Here is a 19,382-nt window from a genome sequence, read left to right on the forward strand (position 1 = left end):
AATGGGCTGTCATTTCGCGAACGATGATCTTCGTTCGGTCGGGCTCCCAGCTAGCAACGATCATGCCAGCAGGATCGGACGATCGGCAAATCAGCTGCCGGTGATTGCGTCGTGGCACGCGGTTTGCTTAATCAAGCGCGGGTCTTCTCGCATTCGGAGCGTGCGCCATGGCGAATTCAGGCGGGACCATCGCGGCGGAGCCGGCGCCGATCACGCTCGACTGGAGCAGGACCGCGCTCGTCATCATCGACATGCAGCGCGATTTCATGGAGCCTGGCGGCTTCGGCGAGACGCTCGGCAACGACGTCAGCCAGCTCGCCCGCGCGGTGCAGCCGATCGCCGCGGTGCTCGCGGTGGTGCGCGACGCAGGCCTGCTCGTGGTTCATACCCGTGAGGGCCATCTGCCCGATCTGTCCGACGCGCCGCCGGCCAAGCTCGAGCGCGGCGCGCCGTCCTTACGGATCGGCGATCCCGGACCGATGGGACGGATCCTGATCCGCGGCGAGGCCGGGCATGACATCATCCCCGAACTCTATCCGCTGGACAGCGAGATCGTGATCGACAAGCCCGGCAAGGGCGCGTTCTACGCCACCGAGCTCAGTGACATCCTCAGGAAATACGGCATCGAGAATCTGCTGGTCTGCGGCGTCACCACCGAAGTCTGCGTCAACACCACGGTGCGCGAGGCCAACGACCGCGGTTATCGCTGCGTCGTGATCTCGGACGGCTGCGCGTCCTACTTCCCGGAATTCCATGAGATGGGCCTGAAGATGATCAAGGCCCAGGGCGGCATTTTCGGCTGGGTCGCCGATTCCGCCGCAGTGCTGAAGGCGCTCGCCGGCTAGGGCACGACGCCAAATTTCGGAATATTAGAATAATATCCCTGAGTTGCCCGACGTGTCAAGTTGCATCGTCGAAGGTTGGCCGCCGACGGCTACTTTGCATGGGGTTGTTTTGCGATATTTTGGCCGAGCCCCCGTGACGGCCGATAACTTCATATTGGCCTGGTCTAGCCACCCTTCACCGCGCCCGCCGTCAGCCCGGCGACGATCTGCCGCTGCGCCATCACTGTGAGCAGCAGCACCGGCGCCGTCACGATCAAAGCGGCGGCGGCGAGCGGGCCCCAGCTCAATTGGTCGAACGAGATCATGTTGTAGACTGCGACCGGCAGCGTGCGGGTCTCGCGCCCGGCCAGCACGATGCCGAAGACGAAGTTGTTCCAGGAGAAAATCACCGCGAGGATGAAGGCGACCGCAAGCCCGGGCCTCGCGATCGGCAGCGCGACATGGCGGAACACCTGCCACCGCGTGGCGCCGTCGATCAGCGCGGCTTCCTCCAGCTCCAGCGGCGTGGTCTCGAAATAGCCGATCATGATCCAGATCACGATCGGCACCGTGACCACGAGATGGATGATGATCTGCGGCACCAGCGTGCCGAGCAGGCCGAGCCACTGGAACAGCAGGAACAGCGGGATCAGATACGACAGGCCCGGCGTGATGCGCGCGATCAGGATCACGATCGCCGATTTGTGCGCCGCCATCCGCGCAATCCCGTAGCCCGCCGGCACGCCGACCAGCATCGCAAGGCCCGTGGCGCAGCCGGTGACGATCAGGCTGTTGCTGAAATAGGTCAGGAAGCGGTTGGACGCGAACACGTCGGCATAGTTCTTCCAGGCGATGTGCTCCGGGAAGAACACCGGCGGATAGGAGGCGTTGTCGATCTCGAATTTCAGCGACAGCGAGCCCATCCAGAGGAAGAACAGGATCGCCGGCGAGACGATGACGAACACCGACAGCCACAGCCCGATCTGCCCGAGGATCTGACGCAGGTTCATGCCTCGCTCCCGAGCTGCGAGGTCCACAGCAGGCGCTTGCGCAAGTACAGCAGCAGCGCCGCCAGCGCGACGATGAGGAGGAAGAACACCACCGCGATCGCCGAGCCGTAGCCGAGGTCGTAATAGACGAAGGCGACGCTGTAGAGATAGACGTTGATGGTCTCCGACGCCGAACCCGGCCCGCCCTGGGTGATCGCGAAGATGATGTCGAAACTCTTCACCGCATCGATCATCCGGATCATTCCGGCGATGAACAGGAACGGCATGATCAGAGGTAGCGTGATGAAGCGGAACACCTGCCAGAAATTGGCGCCGTCGATCTGCGCGCTCTCATAGGGTTCGGTCGGGATCGCGGCGAGGCCGCCGAGCACGATCAGCATCACCAGCGGCGTCCATTGCCAGGTCTCGACCAGCACCAGCGAGGGGATCACCGTCGTCGGGTTGAACACCCAGAGCTGCGGCGGCAGGCCGACCAACGACAGCAGATAGTTCAGCACGCCGAGCTGCGGGTGGAACATCATGGTCCACACCAGTGCGATCGCCACCGGGGTTGCCATCATCGGCATGATGAAGATGCCGCGCAGAAAGCCGCGCGCGGCGAATTTCTGGTGAAACACGACAGCCGCCAGCGTGCCAAACACCAGCGGCAGCACGACCGACAGCGCCGTGTAGGACAGCGTGTGGCCGACCGCTTCGACGAAGCGCGGATCGGTCGGCAGCCGCAAATAGTTGGCGAGCCCGACGAAGGTGGTGGGCGAGCCGACCTTCCATTCCTGGAAGCTCATCCAGATCGTGAAGACCCACGGGAAGATGATGACCGCGAGCACCACCACCAGGGCCGGGATCACGAAGGGCCAGTAGGATGGCTTGCGCCATTCGCGCTCCGGCGCGGCGGTTTCGGCCGCGGCCGGAGAAGCTTGTGTCACCACGCTCACGCTTTTTCACTGCGCTCCAGGATCGGGCGGAACTGATCGTGCGCCTTCTTCAATTCGGTGGCGGGATCGGCGCCCGACAGCGTCGCGGTCAGCGCCGCGCCGACGATGTCGCGATACTCGGCGACCGGGATGATCACCGGCAGGCCAAGCTTCGAGATCTTCGAGGAATCGATCACCGATTGCAGCCATTCCTTGGTCTTGACGCCCTTCGCAACCTCGGGATCGTCGACGATCGAGCTACGGAACGGCACGCCGCCACCAGCCTGGATCAAGCGCGTGCCCTGGCCGCGCGAGACCGCCCATTGGCAGAGCAGATAGGCGGCTTCCTTGTTCTTGCTGGCGGCGGCGATGCCGAGGCCGTCACCATACGTGGATGAGAAGTGGCCCTTGGGTCCGGCCGGGACCACGGTGTAGCCGACCTTGCCGGGCACGCGCGAGGCGGTTGGATCTTCGATCGGTGGCGCCCAGCCGGTGGCGTCGATCCACATCGCGGCGCGTCCCTGGGTAAAGGAAGCCATCGACTCCATCCAGTTGAAGCCGGCGACGCCGGGCGGCGCGCATTTGGTCAGCAGCCGCTGATAGAGTTTGGTGGCTTCAATAGCCTCGGGACCGTCGGACAGGATGTTGCCCTTGGCATCGAGGAATTCGCCGCCATAATTCAAATAGAAGTTGCTCCACATCGCCATGTTGGCGTTGCGCAGGCCGCGGCCGACGAAACCGTAGACGCCTTCCTTCGGGTCGGTCAGCTTCTCGGCAGCGACCGCCATCTCGTCCAGCGTCTTCGGGACTTCGACGCCCTTTTTCTGGAACAGATCCTTGTTGTAGTAGAGGATGAAGTAGTCGACCGACCACGGCAGCGACAGCATCTGGCCCTTGTCGTTGCGCGCATATTGCAGGCCAGCTGCGGAGAAGTCGCTCTCGACCAGATCCGGCAGCGTCAAGCTTGGATCCTTGAGGAAGCCCGACATGTCGGCGAGCCAGCCGGCTTTCTCGAATTGCCGCTTCTGCACGTGATAGCTGAGGTGAACGACATCGAAGCTCGGCTTGCCCGAGGACAGCTCGATCACGCATTTCTGGCGCTGCTGTTGCTCCGGGACTTGCTCCGATTCCACCTTGACGCCGGTGAGCTCGGTGAATTCCTTGATGTATTTTTGCAGATTGTCGCCGCGCGGTCCCTTGGCGAGGCTGACTTCGAGCGAGGTGCCGGAATATTTCTTCCAGTTGACCTCGGCGCGGGCCGGAAATCCGGCCAATCCAACCGCGCCTGCGGCTGCCGTGCCGGCCAGCATCTGCCGGCGCGAGATCAGGTGATGCGACATGTTTCTCTCCCCTGGGACGGTTCTTGTTTGGGAGAGATACTAGAGCATGATCTGGAAAAGTGAACACCGGTTTTCCGGACGGATCGAGCATCAACCGATGCAGGTACAGCATCGATGCGATCAAAGTTCGCATCGATGCTTGAGTGGCGACGCCGCATGATGCAGCGCCGCGCGACGTCGGGCAGCTATGCCTTGACGAAGGCGAGCAGGGTGCCGTTCGCGGAAGCCGGCGGCACGGTGATGCCGTTGCCGCCCTTCACGCCGGTCGCGCCGAGCGCTTTCTCGGTCGCGGCAAGGTCGGCTGCGATGACGAGGCCGGCGCCGCCGCGATCGGACAGGCCATCCAGCGACACGCCGGGATAGCGCTTGCCGAGTTGATCCCTGGTCAGGAACACGAAGTCGGCGCGATCGCCGCCGGACGGCATCGCAATCGCACCGTCGGCATCGTTCCTGACGGCGATGTCGATCATCTTGGAGAGATGCGCGGCGTCAGTCGCGGGATCGGGCGAGACGATGAGGACCTGCTTGAGGCGCTTTGCCCCATTGGCGTGCGTCATCAATTCGGGAATCCACACCGTCTCGCGGGTCTTGTGCTGGCAGGCGAAGATGCGGACGCCGCCGGGCGCTTCTGCCGTCGGCCATTGGAAGGTGCGGAATTTTGCCGCGGAGATGGTGCCGTTCGGCAAGGTCACCGGGCGCTCGAAATCGGTCGGCCCAACCGGCGGATAGCCGCGCGCGCGGATCTCCTCGGCGCCTTCGGCGGAATCCACCGCGGTGAACGCGATCCGCTCGATGCCTTCGCCACGCTTCTCGAGGAAGGCGCGCGCCGGGGCATTGTGTTCGGTCGGCGTCAGCACGCCGAGCAATTCCATGTAGTCGGGGTCGAACATGATGGTGTAGTTGCCCGATCCCATATGCGCGCTGTGGGTGCCGCGCGGCGACACGGTGAAGCCGAGCCGTTTGTAATTTTCGGCGGCCTTGTCGAGGTCCTTGACCATGACCACGGCGTGATCGATTCCGATGACGTTCTTGAGTGCCACTTCTTGTCTTCCCGGCTGGAATGAGTGAGTAGAGTAAAGCTAACCAGAATGACCGGGCACCCGCAAGAAAGGATCATGATGAGCAGCAATGCCGTGCGCTGGCCCAATTCGCTCTGGGCCGCCGTGACGCCGTCAGGCCCCGATTGCCCCGAATTGACCGGCGCGCAGCAGGCTGATGTCGTCATCATCGGCGGCGGCTTCACCGGGCTGTCGACCGCGCTGCATCTGCGCGAGGCCAATGTCGACGTCGCGATCGTCGAGGCGGCCGAGCCGGGCTGGGGCGCCTCGGGCCGCAACAACGGGCAGGTGATCCCGACGCTGTCGCGCCCCGATCCCGATGACATCATCAAGCGGCATGGCTCCGCCGGTGAGCGCTTCGTCGCGATGCTGCGCGACAGCGCGGCCATGCTGTTCGAAATCGTCAAGCGCTACGATATCGCGGCCGAGCAGGAGCAGGCCGGCTGGGTGCAGCCGGTGCACTCGCCTGGCCGCATCAAGATCGCGGAGCGGCGGGTGCAGCAATGGTCGAAATTCGGCGCGCCGGTCGAATTGCTCTCGCGCGACCAGACCCGCGACATGCTCGGCTCGGATGCCTGGTACGGCGGTTTCTGGAACAGGACCGGCGGTCACGTCAATCCGCTGGCACTGGCGCGCGGCCTTGCGCGCACCGTGCTCGGCCTCGGTGGACGGATCTATGCCCGTTCGCCGGCGCTGAGTTTCGAGCGCCGCGGCGATCGCTGGGTGGTGAAGACCGAGAAGGGCGAAATCTCGGGTCGTGCGCTGGTGGTCGCGACCAATGCCTATAGCGGCGAGTTCGCGAAATCGTTGGTGCCCGAGATCGCGACCGAGGTGATGCCGGTGCTGTCCTGGCAGATGGCGACGCAGCCGCTGTCGGACAACGTCCGCAAAACCATCATCCCCGGCCGGCAGGCGATGTCGGACACCCATGGCGAGCTGTATTTCGCGCGCTACGATGCCCGCAATCGCCTCGTCACCGGCGGCGCCGTGCTCGGGTTCGGCGACAAGACCGGGCGGCTGAAGGCGCGGTTGACCGAGCGGTTGCAGCGATTGTGGCCGCAGATCGGCGAGGTCTCGTTCGACTATGTCTGGAACGGCTATGTCGGGATGACCGCGGATTTCCTGCCGCGGATGCACCGGCTCGGACCGAACGCCTATGGCTGGACCGGCTGCAACGGCCGCGCCGTCGCGCTGACCATCCCGCTCGGCCGCGAATTGGCGCGGGCAGTCCAGGGCGTGCCCGACAATGAGCTGGCGCTGCCGTTCACCGAGCCGGTGCAGTATGTGGCGCACGGCTTGTTGCGCAAGCTCGCGCCCTGGATGCTGGTGCTCTACCGGCGCCGCGACGCCCAGGAACCGGTCAGGGGCGATCGCTTCGAGCTGCTGCGCTGGGCGGAGCAAGTGCTCGCCTCGCACCGCTCCAGGTAAGGACCGCCGCCAAGCGCGTGGCCCGATCAGGCGATCAAGGCATCGCGCTTGCGCGTGAAGTCGCCGCCGGGGATCGCCGAAAGCAGCGCCTGCGTATAGGGATGCTGCGGCCTGCCGAACACCTCGGCGGTCATCCCTTGCTCGACCACGGCGCCATCCTTCATGACCGCGATGAGGTCGCAGATCTGCGCGGCGACGCGCAGATCGTGTGTGATGAAGATGATGGACAGGCCGAGCTGCTGCCGCAGCTCGGCGAGCAACCTCAAGACTTGTGCCTGCACCGAGACGTCGAGCGCCGAGACCGGCTCGTCCGCGACCAGCACGTCGGGCCTGAGTGCCAATGCCCGTGCCAGCCCGATGCGCTGTCGCTGGCCGCCGGAGAATTCGTGCGGGAAGCGGTCGCCGGCGGAAGGGTCGAGCCCGACCAGCTCGAACAGTTTTCGTGCTTCCGCAATCGCGGTGGCGCGTCCGGTGCCATGCACGATCGGCCCCTGCGCCACCAGCTCGGTCGCCTTGCGGCGCGGATTGAGCGAGGCGAACGGGTCCTGGAACACCATCTGGATGTGGCGGGTCTCGCGCCTGATCTCGTCGCGGCCGAGCTTCGCCCAGTCCTTGCCGGCGAGTACGATCGAGCCGGCATCGGGGTCGATCAGCCGCACGATGCAGCGCGCCAGCGTCGATTTGCCCGAGCCGGACTCGCCGACGATGCCGAGCGTCGCGCCGCGCGGCAGGCGCAGCGAGACGTTCTTGACGGCTTCCGTGATCCGCGCGCCGCGACCGAGGAAGCCGCCGGTGCGATAGGTCTTGGAGACGCCGTCGATGGTCAGGATGGTCTTGCCGGACAGGATGCGCGGCGGTGGCGTCGTCAGCGGCGGCACGGCGGCAATCAATTGCCTTGTATAGGGATGCTGCGGATCGTTCAGTACCGTGTCGGCCGCGCCTTGCTCGACGATGGCGCCGTGCTGCATCACCACGACGCGATCGGCGATCTCGGCGACCACACCGAAATCATGGGTGATGAACAGCACCGCGGTCTTCTTGCGCTGCTGCAGATCGCGGATCAGTTTCAGGATCTGCGCCTGGGTCGTGACGTCGAGCGCGGTGGTCGGCTCGTCCGCGATCAGGAGTTTCGGGTCGAGCGCCAGCGCCATCGCGATCATGGCGCGCTGGCGTTGGCCGCCGGACAGCTCGTGCGGGTAGGCTTTCGCAGCCGCCTTCGGATCGGAGATCCGAACGTCTTCGAGCAGCGCCAGCACCCGCGCGTTGATCTCAGCCTTGGACAGGCCGGTGTGGATCGCAAACATCTCGCCGATCTGGTCGCCGATGGTGCGCAACGGATTGAGCGCGGTCATCGGCTCCTGGAAGATCATCGCGATCCCCGCGCCGCGGACCTCGCGCATGGCGGCGCCATCTGCGGCGCAGAGGTCGCGGCCCTCGAACATCATCCGGCCCCGTTCGATCGTCACCTCGTTGGGCAGAAGCCGCATGATGGCGTTGGCCATCATCGACTTGCCGGAGCCGGACTCGCCGACCACGCAGAGGATCTCGTTCGACGCGACAGACAATGAGACGTCGGACAGCGCATGCGGCCGGTCGGCGCCCCTGGGCAGGCGCACGGTCAGGCCGTCGAGCGAAAGGACAGCTTCGCTCATCGGCTCTTCAGCCTCGGATTGAGCGCATCGTTGAGGCCCTGGCCGACCAGCGACACCGCCAGCACGGTGACGAGGATCGCGATGCCGGGGATTGCCGAGACGTACCACTGCACGCGCAGCACGTCGCGGCCGAGCCCGATCAGATTGCCCCAGGAGGCGACGTTGGGATCGGACAGCCTTAAGAAAGCGAGCGCGCTTTCCAGCAGGATCGCGACCGCCATCACCACGCTGGCATAGACGATGACCGGCGGCAGCGCGTTGGGCAGGATCTCGCCGAGGATCAACTGGAGGTCCTTCATGCCGAGCGTCTTGCCGGCCTGGACGAATTCGCGGTTGCGCAGCGACAGGAACTCGGCGCGGGTCAGCCGCGCCGGCGCCGGCCACGACACCACGCCGACTGCAATGGTCACCGTGGTCAGGGTCGAGCCGAACACCGCGACCAGCACCAGCAGCAGCACGAAGTTCGGCAAGGTCTGGAACGCCTCGGTGATCCGCATCAGGACATTGTCGACCCAGCCGCCATAATAGCCCGCGAAGGCGCCGACCAGGATGCCGATCACGATCGCGATCACGGTGGCGACCCCGCCGATCAGGAGCGAAATCCGCGCGCCGTAGAAGATCTGGGCGGCGATGTCGCGCCCGGAATTGTCGGTACCGAGCAGGAATCGCGGGTTGGAGAACGGCCAGACCAGCGGCCGGCCCGCCAGCGCGAGCGGATCGCGCGGATACAGGAAGCCGGCGCTGACGGCCATCGCGATGATGAGCAGCAGCAGGATCAGGCCGATCACCGCAGCCGGGCTGCGGAAGTAGCGTTTCACCGCATCCATCGTCAGCCCTCCGCCGCGATGCGCGGATCGAGCCGCGCGTAGAGCAGGTCGACCACGAAGTTCACCGATATCACGAGCAGCGCGGACACGAAGACGATGCCGAGCAGTGTGTTGAGGTCGCGCTGCACGACCGATTCATAGGCGAGGCGGCCGAGGCCGGGCAGCGAGAACACGCTCTCCACCACGACAGAGCCGCCGAGCATGGTGCCGGCCTGCAATCCGATCAGCGTCACCATCGGCAGCAGCGCGTTGCGCAGCACGTGGCGGGTGATGACGTGCGTCTCGTCCAGCCCCTTGGCGCGGGCGGTGCGGACGAAATCGAGGTTCAAGACCTCGAGCATCGAAGCGCGCATAATGCGCAGATAGATCGCAAGGAAGATCAGCCCGAGCGTCAGCGTCGGCAGCACCAGGTGGGCGGCGATGTCGAGCACGCGCCAGATCCCGGTCTGCACGGTGCCGATGTCTTCGAAGCCGCCCGGCGGCAGCCATTGCAGATAGACCGAGAACACCACGATCGCCATCAGCCCGAACCAGAACGAAGGCGTGGCGTAGAAGATCAGGCCGAGTGTGGAGATCAGCGTATCCGGCCAGCGGTTGACGCCACGCGAGGCGATCACGCCGAACACGAGGCCGAAGAAGAACGCAAACGACAGCGACGCGGTCATCAACAGGATGGTCGGCGGCAGCCGTTCCAGGATCACGGTCGCCACCGGCTTGCCGTAGATCGAGGAGAATCCGAGATCGAGCCGCACCAGATGCCACAGATAATTGCCGAGCTGCGCCGGAACCGAGAGGTCGAGCCCGTAAAACTTGCGCAGCGCCTCGGCGGTCGCGGCATCGCCGCCGCCCATCTGCGCCATCAGCGCATCGACGGTGTCGCCGGGTGCGAGCTGCAACAGCAGGAACACGCCGATCAGGATCAGGAACAAGGTCGGAATCGAGGCGGCGAGCCGCCGCCCCGCAAGGCTCAGGATACGCATGCTTCATCTATAGCGGTTTCAGACGACGTGGACACTGGCCTCTCGGTCACCTCGCCCCGCTTGCGGGGAGAGGTCGGATCGCATCGTCAGATGCGATCCGGGTGAGGGGGTACAGGTCTGTCGATGGATCGAAATTGCGGAGAGGGCCCCTCACCACAACCCTCTCCCCGTGAAGAAACGGGGAGCGGGAGAAGCGGCCTCATGCACTCAGCCAAAGATCGTGCCAGCTCGCCGAGCCCCAGCGTGGGGTGTTGGAGTGGTTGCGCGCCTTGGCCGTAATCACGGTGACGAAGATCTGCTCGATCGGCATCCAGACCGGCAGCTCGGTGTTCACCTCCTTGACGAATTCGGCGTACAGCGCCTTGCGCTTCACCGGATCGACTTCGGTGGCGGCATTGTCGATGGTGGCATCGACGGTCTTGTCCTCCCAGCCCCATTGGTTGGTCCACGGCGCGCCCTTGGGCTGGCCGGAGCGGTACCACACCGTGGTCGAGACCGCGGGATCGTTGCGGTACTGGTGCCAGCCGGTGGCGAGGTCGAAGGCGTGATCGTCATAGACCTGCTTGAGGAAGCCGCCGCCGTCGTTCCGCACGATGTCGACCTGGATGCCGACTTCGCCCAGCGACTGCTGGATGAAGGTCGACCACAGCGAGATGTCCTCGCCCCACGGCGCCGGCAAGAGCTTCAGCGCGAAGCGGTTGCCGCCACTGGCCTTGAAGCCGGCCTCATCGAGCAGCGCGATCGCCTTGGCCTTGTCATAGGGATATTGCGGCGTGTTCGGCCCGGGATAGAAGTCGGTCGAGGTCGAGGGGATCGGGCCGGTGCCGAGCTTGGCGAAATCGCCCAGGAAATTCTCGATGAAGAACGGCACGTTGATCGCATGCGCGATGGCGCGGCGAACGCGGATGTCGGACAATTCCTTGCGGCGGAAGTTGAACTCGATGGTGTTGGTGCGGGCGTTGCCCTCATTGCCCTTGGTCTGGACGATGAAGCGCTTGTCCTTGCCGAGCCGGGCCATGTCCGAGATCGTCAGCCCGGAGAACGGGCTGTAATGCAGCTCGCCGGCCTCCATCTGCGCGGCCGCGGCGGCGCGGTCGGTGATCACCTTCCAGACGATGCGGTCGAGATAAGGCGCGTTCGGCCGCCAGTAATCCGGGTTGCGGTCGGCGATGATGTATTGCCCGCGCTCATATTTGACGAATTTGAACGGGCCGGTGCCGACCGGCGCCAGATTGGTCGGGTTCTGGCGGATATCGCCGCTCTCATAGAGATGTTTTGCGGAGACATAGCCGAGGTCGGGCAGGGCGCGGAGCAGCAGGTTCAGCGGCATCGGCCGCTCGTAGCGGAAGATCGCGGTCTGCGGATCGGGCGTATCGACCGAGGTGAGGAACAGCTGCAGCGTCGATCCGTAGTTGAGGATCTTCTTCCACATGTTCATCGCGGTGAAGGCGACGTCCTCCGAGGTGAACGGCTTGCCATCGTGCCATGTGATGCCCTTGCGCAGCTTGAAGGTGACGGTCTTGCCGTCCGGCGTCGCCTCCCAGCTCTCGGCCAGCACGCCGACCGGCTGTCCCTGGGCATCGAGGTCGACCAGGTTCTCCTGGATCTTGCCGCCGATGATGTAGACCCCGGTGGAGGCCTGGATGCTCGGATTGAGCTGGCGCTGCTCGGCGCCGTAGTGGACGTTGAACACGCCGCCCTTGCGCGGGGTCTCCTGCGCGAAGGCCCGCATCGGATTGATGACATTTGCCGCAATCGCGGCCGAGGTCAGCAGGGCCGTGCGGCGGTTGATCTCGAGGCGGCTCAAATCCATACGCGGGTCTCCAGAACTTACATAAAGGCTTGCATCGGGCGGCCGGCCGATCGGCGTGGCGCCCCTCTGTGATGTTACCTTGGAATGGGAACCCGAGTCGAACCCAAGTCGTTTTCTAATGGCTCGGCCTTTTGGAGGATCGTTTCCGAAACCTGAAGTGGCGCATTGCGGCGCGTCGCAACCCGGATTGCGCGCCGCGTCGTCGCAGGCCGGCGGCGCGAGATGTGTTCGGGTGATTCTCTCGAGCGGCCGCTTCGGGAGCCCCGAAGCCGCGCAAACGCTATAATTTTAGGGGTCGGAAGTGCCTTGACTGGAAAAAACACTGGAAAAATCACTGATTCGGGGGCTGTCCACAGCGATATTGCTGGGGTGAGTGCAGAAAACACTGTTTTTCTCGGCGTTTTCCGCCATATCGTGCCCACTCCAGAATCAATGGAGCAACCATGGCTACCCAACTGTCGAAGTCGCAAGTGATCGAGAAGATCGCGACCACCACCGAACTCTCCAAGCGCGACGTCAAGAACGTTTTGGACTCGCTCGTCGATGTCGGCCACAAGGAGCTGAAGAAGGCCGGGGTGTTCCTCGTCCCCGGCTTCGCGAAGTTCGTTGTCGTCAAGAAGCCTGCGACCAAGGCGCGCAAGGGCACCAACCCCTTCACCGGCGAAGAGATGATGTTCAAGGCCAAGCCGGCCCGGAAGATCGTCCGCGCACGGCCGGTCAAGGCCGCCAAGGACGCGGTTTAAGAATAGAAGGCCTCCGGTGACGGAGGCCTTTTGCTTTTGAGCCGTCGCTTCCTGCCGTAGGTTGCTGCCTGCCAAAGCAAGACCCTGGCACTTCGGCTTCGACTGGATCGAAGCCGAAGTGCTAGACCACCGGCGAGCGGCCACCGTCGACATTGATGGCGGTGCCGGTGATGTAGGATCCCTGTTCCGAGGCCAGGAAGCAGGCGAGGTTGGCGAATTCCTCCGCCGTGCCGATGCGGCCGAGCGGCGTCCCCCTGGCAAGGCCCTTGGCGAATTCCTCGAAATCCGTGTTCGGCGCCTGGGCAGCATGCCGCTTGACCCATTGATCGCTCATGATCAGGCCGACCAGCAACGCATTCACCAGGATGTTGTGCTCGCCGCCCTCATTGGCCATGACCTTGGTCAGCGCCATGCCGGCCGCGCGCGACACCGAGGTCGGCGCCGAATTGCCGGCCGGCGCCTTGGCGAAAGTGTTGAGCACGTTGATGATGCGGCCCCATTTGCGCTGCTTCATGCCCGGCCAGACCAGCCGGCTGAAGCGGATCGCGGCGAACAGTTTGAGGTCGAGGTCCTCCTGCCAGGCCTCGTCGCTGATGCTCTCGAACGCCAGCGTGCGCGCGGTGCCGGCGTTGTTGACCAGCACGTCGATCCCGCCGAGATCGGCGACGATCTTGTCATGGGCCTTGCTGATGTCGGCGGCCTTGGCGACGTCGCAGACGTAATCCCGCACCACGAGCCCGTCCTTGGCGAGCGCCTCGCGCGCCGCCGCGAGATCGGCTGCGCCGCGGGCGAGGATCGCGACCTTGGCGCCGGACTCCGCAAACCGCCGCGCCACCGCGATCCCGATGCCCTTGCTGCCGCCGGTGACCACCGCGACGCGGTCTTTCATCGATAGGTTCATTGTTGTTTTCTCCGATGGATCAAGGTCCCGGAGCGACGCTATCAAACCGACAGCGCGACCAACAAGGTCATGCAGAGCAGGTGTGCCGTGACGATCAGGGCGAGATGGAGCGGGCCGGACATCGGGGGTCTCCATGGTTATGCGGGGTGAGTCACCTCGTCAGGTGAGCACGTCGCTCGGCTCCCTCTCCCGCTTGCGGGGGAGGGTTGGGGTGCGGGTCTCTTCCCGAGGCATATCGTGGAGAGAGCCCCCACCCACCGCGCGCTGAGCGCGCGTCGGCCTCCCCCGCAAGCGGGAGAGGCGGAACGGAGTCTACGGACACCAACGTCATACGCGTCCTTTTCAAGGGGAGGTGTGCGCGCGGCCTAGTTCGAGCTCGCGCCAGCCGTAAAGCTGCGATCGACGGCCTTGCTGACATCGAGCGTCTTGCCGAGGATGCCATAGCGCGTGGCGCGGTCAGATGCGGCCTGTACCTCCTTCACCACGGCCTCGTCGATCGCGATCGGCGAGGTCTTCTGCGCGGTGTAGGCGGCGAGCAGCACGTCTTCCGGCAGCTTGGTGAGCTCGGCCGTGCTCCCAGCGTATTCCGCGAGATGGTCGAGTGACCACAGCCGCGCCTTGTTGAGCCGCTGCACAAGGTCCTGCACCGCGGCGCGCTTGGTCGCGATCGCGTTGTCGGATGCGACGATGAAGGTGATGGTCGGCGTCAGGCCCTCGCCGTCGGCGACGACCCGCGCCTTGTCCTTCAATGTCGCGTAGGAGATGTAGGGCTCCCACACCGCCCAGGCGTCGATCGAGCCGGCGAGCAGCGCGATCTTGGCATCGACCGGGCCGAGCGGGGCGAAGGTCGCATCCTCGATCCGGCTGCCGGCCTTCTCCAGCGTCGCGTTGATCAGGAACTGGCCCCAGCCGCCGCGCGTGCCGGCAAGGCGCTTGCCCTTCAGGTCGGCCGCCGACTTGATCGGCGAATCCCCGCGCACCAGGATCGCCTGCGTCCGCGCGTCGGACCGGGTGCCGCCGATCGCCTTGATCGGCGCGCCCGAGGCATAGACCGTAAGGAAGGACAGATCGCCGGTATAGCCGACTTCCAGCGCGCCGGCATTGATCGCTTCCAGGATCGGGGCAGCGGCCGGGAATTCCGACCACTCGATCTTGTAGGGCAGGTCCTTGGCGAGGCCGGAGATCTCGAGCAGCGAGCGGTTGCCTCCCTTCTGGTCGCCGACCCGCAGCACGATCGCGTCGGCCGCGAACGCCGCCGCCGATGTTGACAGCGTGATCACCGCCGTGATCAGCGCGGCCGCGGTGCGGCGAGTGAGGGAATGGCGAGAGCCCGAGCGGGCGAGTTTGTGCATGTCGGTTTTTCTTTCTGATTCAGTCGTTGCTCGGCGAAAGGCGCGGCAGCGTTCGACCAAGTCTATGAGCAAGCCGCTCGCCGTCAACGAAACGGAAATCTGAATTCGCGGACGCTACGACAAGGATGATCTCGTCGAGCAGGTCGCGCGTAGAAGACATCGTGCGTGCGGTCGCTAGCCGCTCAAATTTGATGCAATCGCAGTGTCCGCGCCGCGTCTCTGCGCCGTGCCGACAGCGAAAATCCTTTCATCGTCGCGCGATGCGATCGTGGAGAGATCGGCTGCCGCACCGACCACATTCGAAATTCCATTTCATTGACGGTGAACTTGTCGCGCCGCATCATTTGAGGGTTGCTTTGAGTGCAATAGCGCCGGAGAAATCCGCTTTTTCTGAACCTTGAGCTTCGAACGACGGGGCGTGCAGGTCATGACGATTTGCGCGTGGGGCGGAGCCTTGCCGAAATGCAGGAGTGAAAATGTCGACCAACAAGAAGACGGTGATGGATCGCCGCACATTGCTGCGTGCGGGCGCCGCAGCAGCCTTTGCCGCGCCGATCGGCGCCTATAGCGCGCAGGCCTTCGCGCCGCGCCCGATCACGCCGGCGATCGACTTCTCCGAATTCCCGATCTGCAAGACCGCGTCCGATACGCCGCCGCTGTCAGGTGCGCCGCGCAAGCTGAAACTGTCGTGGAACGCCGGTGCGGTCTGCCTCGCGCCGCTTCCGGTTGCGATCGACCACGGCTTCTTCCAGAAGCAGAACCTCGATGTCGAGCTCGTCAATTATTCCGGCTCGACCGACCAGTTGCTGGAGGCGATCGCCACCGGCAAGAGCGATGCCGGGCTCGGCATGGCGCTGCGCTGGCTGAAGCCGCTCGAACAGGGGTTTGACGTCAAGATCGCCGCCGGCACCCATGGCGGCTGCATGCGGGTGTTGACCCGCACCAGTTCCGGCATCGGCAAGCTCGCCGACCTCAAGGGCAAGATCGTCGCGGTCGGCGACCTCGCCGGCCCCGACAAGAACTTCTTCTCGATCCAGCTCTCCAAGCTCGGCATCGATCCGGTCAAGGACGTCGACTGGCGCGCCTATCCGGGCAATCTCTTGAACGTCGCGGTCGAGAAGGGCGAGGTGCAGGCGTTCCTGTCGTCCGACCCGCTGGCCTATCTCTGGCTGAAGGATACGCAATACAAGGAGGTTGCCTCCAATCTCGACGGCGAATACCGCGACAAGAGCTGCTGCATCGTCGGCCTGCGCGGCAGCCTGGTCCGCGAGGAGCCGCACGTCGCGCGTGCCATAACGCAGGCGCTGCTCGATGCCGCGATGTTCACCTCGCAGAACCCGGACAAGGCGGCGAAATCGTTCCAGCCCTACGCGCCGAAGGCGGCGAGCCTCGCCGATCTCGAAGCGATGGCGCGTTACCACACCCATCACCATCATCCGACCGGCGAGGTGCTGAAGCGCGAGCTGAAGGGCTACGCCGACGATCTGAAATCGGTGCAGGTGTTCAAGCAGAGCACGGATACGGCCAAATTCGCGGAGCGGATCTATGTCGACGTATTCAGTGTCTGACGCGACCGCCGCGGCCGCGCCGCGCGCTGCGGTCACATTCGCGGATATCTCCGGCAGCTACGGTGTCGGGCTTGCGGCTAGCCTTGCATGGGCGGCGTTCGGTCTCTCATGCCTCTATTGGCCCGATGTCGGTGACTGGTCGCGGACCGGATCGCTCGGCATCGGCGCCATCGTCATCGCGGCCTTTATCCTGTTCGGCACGTTCAGCGCGGATTATCTCGGCAGCGCCGGGCAGGCGCTGCGCAAGCGTGCGCCGTGGCTGCTGGCTTTCGGCGCCTTCGTCACGTTATGGGAGGTCGCGACCGCGAAATTCGCCTGGCTGCCGCTGCCGTTCTTCCCGCCGCCGCAGGCGATCCTTGAAGTCTATACCGACGACCTGCCAAAGCTGCTCGACAGCGTGTTCGCCTCGGTCAAGCTGCAGCTCGGCGGCTACATCATCGGCGCAACCGTCGGCTTCGTCACCGGCGTCTCGATCGGCTGGTCGCAGAAGATCGGCTACTGGGTGCATCCGGTGCTGCGCTTCATCGGTCCGCTGCCGGCCACGGCCTGGCTGCCGATCGCCTTCTTCACCTTCCCGTCGAGCTGGAGCGCCTCGACCTTCCTGATCGCGCTTGCCACCGGCTTCCCGGTGACGGTCTTGACCTGGTCAGGTGTCGCCAGCGTCAGCAGCGCCTATTACGACGTCGCGCGCACGCTCGGCGCCAAGCCGTCATTCCTGGTGCTCAAGGTCGCGATCCCCGCCGCGCTGCCGCATGTGTTCGTCGGCCTGTTCATGGGGCTCGGCTCGTCCTTTGCGGTTCTCGTCGTCGCCGAGATGATCGGCGTCAAGGCGGGGCTCGGCTGGTATCTGCAATGGGCGCAGGGCTGGGCGGCGTATTCCAACATGTATGCGGCGCTGATCGTGATGTCGCTGCTCTGCTCCGGCGCGATCACGCTGCTGTTCAAGACCCGCGACCGCCTGCTGGTCTGGCAGAAGGGCGTCGTCAAATGGTAGTGCAGTCCGCCGCCGAGGCGATCACCTATCCCGCCGTCGGCGCCGAGCTCGACATCGAGGGCGTCAGCCACGCCTTCGATATCGACGGCGCGACCCTGCCGGTGCTCGACAATGTCAGCCTTTCGATCGCACCCGGCGAGTTCGTCGCGCTGCTCGGCCCGTCCGGTTGCGGCAAGTCGACTTTGCTGCGGCTGGTCGCGGGGCTCGAGAAGCCGCGCGCCGGCTCGCTGCGGGAGGATGATGCGCGCATCACGGGCCCGCATCCGTCGCGTGTCGTCGTGTTCCAGGATCCGACGCTGTTTCCGTGGCGCACGGTCTGGGACAATGTGGCGCTCGGGCTGGAGGCGCAGGGCATCCTGAAGGCGCAACGGCACCGCGTCGATGAGGTCATCGAGCTGGTCGGCCTGTCCTCGTTCCGCAACGCCTATCCACACCAGCTTTCCGGCGGCATGGCACAGCGCGTGGCGCTGGCGCGCGCGCTGGTCAACGATCCGAAGATCCTGGTGCTCGACGAGCCGCTCGGCAAGCTCGACTCGCTGACGCGGATCGCGATGCAGTCCGAGCTCGTGGCGTTGTGGCAGCGCAAGGGGTTTACCACGCTGCTGGTCACCCATGACGTCGAGGAGGCGCTGGTGCTCGCCAACCGCGTCATCGTGCTCTCCGACCGGCCGGCGCGGATCAAGGCCGACATCGCGGTCGCCAGGCCGTATCCGCGGCATCGCGGCGATCCCTATCTCGCGGACCTGCGCAAGCAGATCCTCGGGCTGCTCGGGCTGGAGGCGACGTGGTGACGACGGCGGCGAGGGAGCTGCCGCAGGCGAATGAGCCGGAACACATTGCGCGTGCGTTGCGGCTCGCCGATGTGTTTGCCGGCCGTGCCGCCGCACATGACCGTGACGCCAGCTTTCCATTCGAGAATTTCGCCGATCTGTCGCGCGAAGGCCTGCTGGCGCTGACCGTGCCAGCGGCGCTTGGCGGGAGCGGGGCGGGCGCGCGCGATGCCACGCGCGTGCTCGGCATCATCGGCAAGGCCGATCCGTCGACCGCGCTGGTGCTGTCGATGCATTACATCCAGCATCTGGTGATGGCGCGCAGCACGCGTTGGCCTGCCCGGCTGTCGCGCAAGCTTGCGAAGGAGACGGTGGAGGGCGTGGCGCTGATCAACGCGCTGCGGGTCGAGCCCGAGCTCGGCTCGCCCGCGCGCGGCGGCCTGCCGGCGACCATTGCGCGCCGCACCGAAACCGGCTGGCGGCTGACCGGCCGCAAGATCTATTCGACCGGAGCCCCGATCCTGAAATGGTACGCGGTCTGGGCGAAAACCGACGAACAGGACACCCGTGTCGGCCAGTTTCTGGTTCCGGCCGGATTGCCGGGAACACGGATCGAGGAAACCTGGGATCATCTCGGCCTGCGCGCCAGCGGCAGCCACACCGTGGTCTTCGACGACGTCGTGTTCCCGTTGGACTACGAGATCGACGTCCGCAAGCCCGACGATTGGAAGGTTCCGGACGTTACCCAGGCGACCGTGCATGCGATCTTCGTTGCCGCGATCTATGACGGTATCGCCCGCGCCGCCCGCGACTGGCTGGTCAAATTCCTCAAGGAGCGGGTGCCCGCCAATCTCGGCGCGCCGCTGGCGACGCTGCCACGGATGCAGGAGGTGGCCGGCGGCATCGAGGCGCGGCTTGCGGTGAATGCGCGGCTGATCGACAGCTTTGCTTCCGATTTCGATAATGGCTTTCCGCTGTCCGCGATCGAGTCTAACATCATCAAGCTGACGGTGACCAATAACGCCGCAGCAGTGGTGGAGGATGCCTTGTCGCTGACCAGCAATCACGGCCTGTCGCGAACCAATCCGCTGGAGCGGCATTATCGCGATGTATTGTGCGGCCGCGTCCATACTCCGCAGGATGATTCCACCCGCGTCGCCGCCGGACGCTTTGCGCTGGGCGTCTGAAACAACGGCCAACAACAACGG

The 19,382-nt window shown here is 65.0% G+C and carries 17 protein-coding genes; 7 read left to right on the forward strand and 10 right to left on the reverse strand.

Features of this window, described 5'->3' with window-relative positions:
• Positions 1-167: 167 nt before the first annotated feature.
• A complete protein-coding gene (locus JQ507_08355; GenBank protein QRI71470.1) occupies positions 168-845 on the forward strand; it encodes a cysteine hydrolase in 678 nt (225 codons plus the stop codon).
• A 164-nt stretch (positions 846-1,009) separates the two neighbouring features.
• On the opposite strand, the gene JQ507_08360 is transcribed toward JQ507_08355, so the two are convergent.
• The 4 genes from JQ507_08360 to JQ507_08375 all read right to left on the reverse strand — a co-directional run bounded on the left by JQ507_08360 (position 1,010) and on the right by JQ507_08375 (position 5,128).
• Entirely contained in the window at positions 1,010-1,834 is an 825-nt protein-coding gene (locus tag JQ507_08360) for a carbohydrate ABC transporter permease (GenBank protein QRI71471.1), read from the reverse strand.
• A complete protein-coding gene (locus tag JQ507_08365; GenBank protein QRI71472.1) occupies positions 1,831-2,769 on the reverse strand; it encodes a sugar ABC transporter permease in 939 nt (312 codons plus the stop codon). Before JQ507_08365 ends, JQ507_08360 begins: the two co-directional genes overlap by 4 nt.
• Positions 2,766-4,088 carry a sugar ABC transporter substrate-binding protein gene (locus tag JQ507_08370; GenBank protein ID QRI71473.1) on the reverse strand — a complete coding sequence of 441 codons (1,323 nt, stop codon included), beginning with the start codon at positions 4,086-4,088 and terminating at the stop codon, positions 2,766-2,768. The genes JQ507_08365 and JQ507_08370 overlap by 4 nt, the downstream gene beginning before the upstream one ends.
• A 185-nt stretch (positions 4,089-4,273) precedes the next feature.
• Entirely contained in the window at positions 4,274-5,128 is an 855-nt protein-coding gene (locus tag JQ507_08375; GenBank protein ID QRI71474.1) for a VOC family protein, read from the reverse strand.
• A gap of 78 nt (positions 5,129-5,206) precedes the next feature.
• On the opposite strand from JQ507_08375, the gene JQ507_08380 reads away from it, so the two are divergent.
• The gene (locus tag JQ507_08380) at positions 5,207-6,574 is read left to right on the forward strand and encodes an FAD-binding oxidoreductase (GenBank protein QRI73257.1); all 1,368 of its coding nucleotides are present in this window, start codon (positions 5,207-5,209) and stop codon (positions 6,572-6,574) included.
• A 26-nt stretch (positions 6,575-6,600) separates the two neighbouring features.
• On the opposite strand, the gene JQ507_08385 is transcribed toward JQ507_08380, so the two are convergent.
• From JQ507_08385 to JQ507_08400, 4 genes are all read right to left on the reverse strand, one after another.
• Entirely contained in the window at positions 6,601-8,226 is a 1,626-nt protein-coding gene (locus tag JQ507_08385; GenBank protein ID QRI71475.1) for an ABC transporter ATP-binding protein, read from the reverse strand.
• Entirely contained in the window at positions 8,223-9,053 is an 831-nt protein-coding gene (locus JQ507_08390) for an ABC transporter permease (protein QRI71476.1), read from the reverse strand. Before JQ507_08390 ends, JQ507_08385 begins: the two co-directional genes overlap by 4 nt.
• A 2-nt stretch (positions 9,054-9,055) precedes the next feature.
• Positions 9,056-10,033, reverse strand: a complete 978-nt coding sequence (locus JQ507_08395) for an ABC transporter permease (protein QRI71477.1) — start codon at positions 10,031-10,033, stop codon at positions 9,056-9,058.
• A gap of 199 nt (positions 10,034-10,232) precedes the next feature.
• Positions 10,233-11,846, reverse strand: coding sequence for an ABC transporter substrate-binding protein (locus tag JQ507_08400; protein QRI71478.1), 1,614 nt, complete (start codon positions 11,844-11,846; stop codon positions 10,233-10,235).
• A gap of 443 nt (positions 11,847-12,289) precedes the next feature.
• Here JQ507_08400 and JQ507_08405 point away from each other — a divergent pair, with 443 nt between their 5' ends.
• Positions 12,290-12,589, forward strand: coding sequence for an HU family DNA-binding protein (locus JQ507_08405; protein QRI71479.1), 300 nt, complete (start codon positions 12,290-12,292; stop codon positions 12,587-12,589).
• Positions 12,590-12,710: 121 nt separating this feature from the next.
• Here the strand turns inward: JQ507_08405 and JQ507_08410 are convergent, their stop codons facing one another.
• Both JQ507_08410 and JQ507_08415 read right to left on the reverse strand, forming a co-directional pair.
• Positions 12,711-13,490, reverse strand: a complete 780-nt coding sequence (locus JQ507_08410) for an SDR family oxidoreductase (protein QRI71480.1) — start codon at positions 13,488-13,490, stop codon at positions 12,711-12,713.
• A gap of 365 nt (positions 13,491-13,855) precedes the next feature.
• Positions 13,856-14,842, reverse strand: coding sequence for an ABC transporter substrate-binding protein (locus JQ507_08415; GenBank protein QRI71481.1), 987 nt, complete (start codon positions 14,840-14,842; stop codon positions 13,856-13,858).
• 476 nt (positions 14,843-15,318) lie between these two features.
• Between JQ507_08415 and JQ507_08420 the strand changes: the two genes are divergently transcribed.
• From JQ507_08420 to JQ507_08435, 4 genes are read left to right on the forward strand one after another with little or no spacing between them, the layout of a single operon-like run.
• Entirely contained in the window at positions 15,319-16,410 is a 1,092-nt protein-coding gene (locus JQ507_08420; protein ID QRI71482.1) for an ABC transporter substrate-binding protein, read from the forward strand.
• Positions 16,388-17,404, forward strand: coding sequence for an ABC transporter permease subunit (locus JQ507_08425; GenBank protein QRI71483.1), 1,017 nt, complete (start codon positions 16,388-16,390; stop codon positions 17,402-17,404). The genes JQ507_08420 and JQ507_08425 overlap by 23 nt, the downstream gene beginning before the upstream one ends.
• Entirely contained in the window at positions 17,398-18,195 is a 798-nt protein-coding gene (locus JQ507_08430) for an ABC transporter ATP-binding protein (protein QRI71484.1), read from the forward strand. The genes JQ507_08425 and JQ507_08430 overlap by 7 nt, the downstream gene beginning before the upstream one ends.
• Positions 18,189-19,361, forward strand: coding sequence for an acyl-CoA/acyl-ACP dehydrogenase (locus tag JQ507_08435; GenBank protein QRI71485.1), 1,173 nt, complete (start codon positions 18,189-18,191; stop codon positions 19,359-19,361). The genes JQ507_08430 and JQ507_08435 overlap by 7 nt, the downstream gene beginning before the upstream one ends.
• Positions 19,362-19,382: the final 21 nt, after the last annotated feature.

The sequence above is a fragment of the Bradyrhizobium sp. PSBB068 genome (assembly GCA_016839165.1).
Classification (GTDB): domain Bacteria; phylum Pseudomonadota; class Alphaproteobacteria; order Rhizobiales; family Xanthobacteraceae; genus Bradyrhizobium.

What these genes read in the sequence shown, in the direction of transcription:
- JQ507_08355 (QRI71470.1), top strand. Translation starts at nt 168, where the DNA reads ATGGCGAATTCAGGCGGGACCATCGCGGCGGAGCCGGCGCCGATCACG.
- JQ507_08360 (QRI71471.1), bottom strand. Translation starts at nt 1,834, where the DNA reads ATGAACCTGCGTCAGATCCTCGGGCAGATCGGGCTGTGGCTGTCGGTG.
- JQ507_08370 (QRI71473.1), bottom strand. Translation starts at nt 4,088, where the DNA reads ATGTCGCATCACCTGATCTCGCGCCGGCAGATGCTGGCCGGCACGGCA.
- JQ507_08380 (QRI73257.1), top strand. Translation starts at nt 5,207, where the DNA reads ATGAGCAGCAATGCCGTGCGCTGGCCCAATTCGCTCTGGGCCGCCGTG.
- JQ507_08385 (QRI71475.1), bottom strand. Translation starts at nt 8,226, where the DNA reads ATGAGCGAAGCTGTCCTTTCGCTCGACGGCCTGACCGTGCGCCTGCCC.
- JQ507_08390 (QRI71476.1), bottom strand. Translation starts at nt 9,053, where the DNA reads ATGGATGCGGTGAAACGCTACTTCCGCAGCCCGGCTGCGGTGATCGGC.
- JQ507_08395 (QRI71477.1), bottom strand. Translation starts at nt 10,033, where the DNA reads ATGCGTATCCTGAGCCTTGCGGGGCGGCGGCTCGCCGCCTCGATTCCG.
- JQ507_08400 (QRI71478.1), bottom strand. Translation starts at nt 11,846, where the DNA reads ATGGATTTGAGCCGCCTCGAGATCAACCGCCGCACGGCCCTGCTGACC.
- JQ507_08405 (QRI71479.1), top strand. Translation starts at nt 12,290, where the DNA reads ATGGCTACCCAACTGTCGAAGTCGCAAGTGATCGAGAAGATCGCGACC.
- JQ507_08410 (QRI71480.1), bottom strand. Translation starts at nt 13,490, where the DNA reads ATGAACCTATCGATGAAAGACCGCGTCGCGGTGGTCACCGGCGGCAGC.
- JQ507_08415 (QRI71481.1), bottom strand. Translation starts at nt 14,842, where the DNA reads ATGCACAAACTCGCCCGCTCGGGCTCTCGCCATTCCCTCACTCGCCGC.
- JQ507_08420 (QRI71482.1), top strand. Translation starts at nt 15,319, where the DNA reads ATGTCGACCAACAAGAAGACGGTGATGGATCGCCGCACATTGCTGCGT.
- JQ507_08425 (QRI71483.1), top strand. Translation starts at nt 16,388, where the DNA reads ATGTCGACGTATTCAGTGTCTGACGCGACCGCCGCGGCCGCGCCGCGC.
- JQ507_08430 (QRI71484.1), top strand. Translation starts at nt 17,398, where the DNA reads ATGGTAGTGCAGTCCGCCGCCGAGGCGATCACCTATCCCGCCGTCGGC.